The 2256-nt window shown below is 71.7% G+C and carries 3 protein-coding genes; 1 reads left to right on the forward strand and 2 read right to left on the reverse strand.

Annotated elements, in window-relative coordinates; all coding sequences use genetic code 11:
* Nucleotides 1-50: 50 nt before the first annotated feature.
* A complete protein-coding gene (locus SACHA_RS0107690) occupies nt 51-869 on the reverse strand; it encodes an SAM-dependent methyltransferase (RefSeq protein WP_028662976.1) in 819 nt (272 codons plus the stop codon).
* Nucleotides 870-1070: 201 nt separating this feature from the next.
* Here SACHA_RS0107690 and SACHA_RS0107695 point away from each other — a divergent pair, with 201 nt between their 5' ends.
* Nucleotides 1071-1502 (forward strand): hypothetical protein, encoded by a 432-nt coding sequence (locus SACHA_RS0107695; protein WP_019808521.1) that lies wholly within the window; start codon nt 1071-1073, stop codon nt 1500-1502.
* A gap of 5 nt (nt 1503-1507) precedes the next feature.
* Here SACHA_RS0107695 and SACHA_RS0107700 read toward each other — a convergent pair whose 3' ends face one another.
* Nucleotides 1508-2128 carry an L-threonylcarbamoyladenylate synthase gene (locus tag SACHA_RS0107700; protein ID WP_019808523.1) on the reverse strand — a complete coding sequence of 207 codons (621 nt, stop codon included), beginning with the start codon at nt 2126-2128 and terminating at the stop codon, nt 1508-1510.
* Nucleotides 2129-2256: the final 128 nt, after the last annotated feature.

Below are 2256 nucleotides of genomic sequence, written 5' to 3' on the forward strand. Positions count from 1 at the left end.
AGGACCCGCCCCGTCGGCCCGCCGACAGCCCGTGCGGTGCGCCGCGTCCGTCAGGGCTTGCGGGCGACGCCGCTGAGCAGGACGCGGTCCATCGACGTCAGCGGTGTCAGGCGGGGGCCGTCGGGCCACCACTCGTGCAGCCGCACCAGACCGGGCTCGACCGGTTCGAGGCCCTCCAAATAGGCGGCGATCTCGTCCCGGGTGCGGAACCGGCCGGAGCCCATCGAACTGCCGGTGAGCCGCTGTTCCATGTCCCCCGCGAACGTGCTCGACTCCGGATCCTCGTCCTGTGGGTCCCAGAAGTGGCACAGCGCGACGTACGAGCCGGACGGGAGGGCGTCGACGTAGCGGCGCATGATCCCGAGGGGGTCCTCGTCGTCCATCAGGTGATGCAGGGTGTTGCACTGCATCAGCACGTACGGCCGGTCCAGGTCGAGGTTCCGGGTCACGTCGGGATGCCGCAGCAGGGCCTCCGGGTCCACCAGGTCGGCCTCGACGAAGTGGGTGAACGGGTTCTCCTCCAGCAGCGCCCGGCCGTGCGCCCCGACGACGGGGTCGTTGTCGACGTAGACGACCCGCGCCTCGGGGTTGAGCCGCTGGGCCGCCTCGTGCGTGTTCTCCTGCGTGGGCAGGCCGGAGCCGCAGTCGAGGAACTGGTCCATGCCCGCCGGTCCCGCCAGCCACCGCACGACGCGGACCAGCCACTCGCGGATCGCGACGGCCGTGGCGGGGGCCTGCGGGTCGGACTCCAGCACCGACCGGTAGACCACCCGGTCGACCTCGTAGTTGTCCTTGCCGCCCAGCAGGGCGTCGTACACCCGGGCCACGCTCGCCTTCGTGGAATCGATCGTGGTCTCGCCACCGGACATCGTCACACCCCCGACCTGTCGTCCCTGCAAGATCACCGCACAAAGTAATACAGAAGTTCCGGCCGGTGAACACCGGCACCGACGGCGTCCCTCCCGCCGCCGACGGCCCCGTGTTCCGGGTGACATCGGGGCCGCCCGGCTTGACACTCCGCCGTTCGGTCGAACTACTGTTCGATTCGAGGGAGTTGTGAGGGAGTGCCGATGGAGCAACCGGACCGGCGACGGACGGAGCAACGGGCGGAACACCGGCCGGAACCGTCCCCGCGTTCGCCCCTGCCGTGGTGGCGGCGGGACGCGAGTTCGACACCGACCCGACCGGTGTGGGCCCCGGCCGAGGACGCACCGCCCACGTTCCGGCCGGTGGACCCGCCGCAGTGGGTGTGGGTCGATCCGCGCGCGGCGCTGCGCAAGAACGCCTTCGAGATCTCCGGCGACGACGGGGAGGGCATCCAGTACCGGTACGAGGCCAAGGGCCTGCTGCGCGGGTGGATGCCGTCGGTCGACGGGGCCGCGCTGGGCGTGGTCACCTACCAGCTGCTCACCGCGGACCTCGCGTGGCGCACGATCGTCACGACGTTCGTGCCCGCCCACCAGATCCGGTTTCGCGCCCGCACCGGCAGGGAGAAGAGCTGACCGGATCAGACGAACCGGGCGGGGTCCCCCGCGCCGACGCGGATCACCTCCGGCTCGTCGTCGGAGAAGTCGACCACGGTGGTGGGCTCGGTGCCGCAGTCGCCCGAGTCGAGCACCACATCCACCAGGTGGCCGAGCCGTTCCCGGACCTCCCACCCGACCGTCATCGGCTCCTCGTCCCCGGGCAGCAGCAGCGTGCTCGACACCAGCGGCTCCCCCAGTTCGGTGACCAGGGCCCGGGCCGTGACGTGGTCCGGGATCCGCACGCCCACCGTCCTCTTCTTCGGGTGCGCCAGCTGCCGCGGCACCTCGCGCGTCGCGGGCAGGATGAACGTGTACGGGCCGGGCACCGACGCCCGCACGGCCCGGAACACCGCGTTGCTCAGCTGCACGAACTGGCCGAGCTGGGCGAAATCCCGGCACACCAGTGTGAAGTGGTGCCGGGAGTCCAGGTCACGCAGCGCCCGGATGCGTTCCATGCCGCGCTTGTTGCCCAGGGTGCAGCCGAGCGCGAAACCCGAGTCCGTCGGGTACGCGATCAGACCGTCGGACCACAGCACGTCGACGACCTGCCGGATCGCCCGGGGCTGCGGATTGCGCGGATGCACGTCGTAGTACCTCGCCACGCGGCGAGCCTAGGGGTTGGGACCCGGCGTCGGCCAGCACCGCAGGGCGCGAGTCCTCCGGTGCCGTGCCGGTCCGCTAACCCGGGTCCGGGGCACGGTCGGCGGGCTCGTCGCCGGGCGTGGGCAGG

Source organism: Saccharomonospora halophila 8 (assembly GCF_000383775.1).
GTDB lineage: Bacteria > Actinomycetota > Actinomycetes > Mycobacteriales > Pseudonocardiaceae > Saccharomonospora > Saccharomonospora halophila.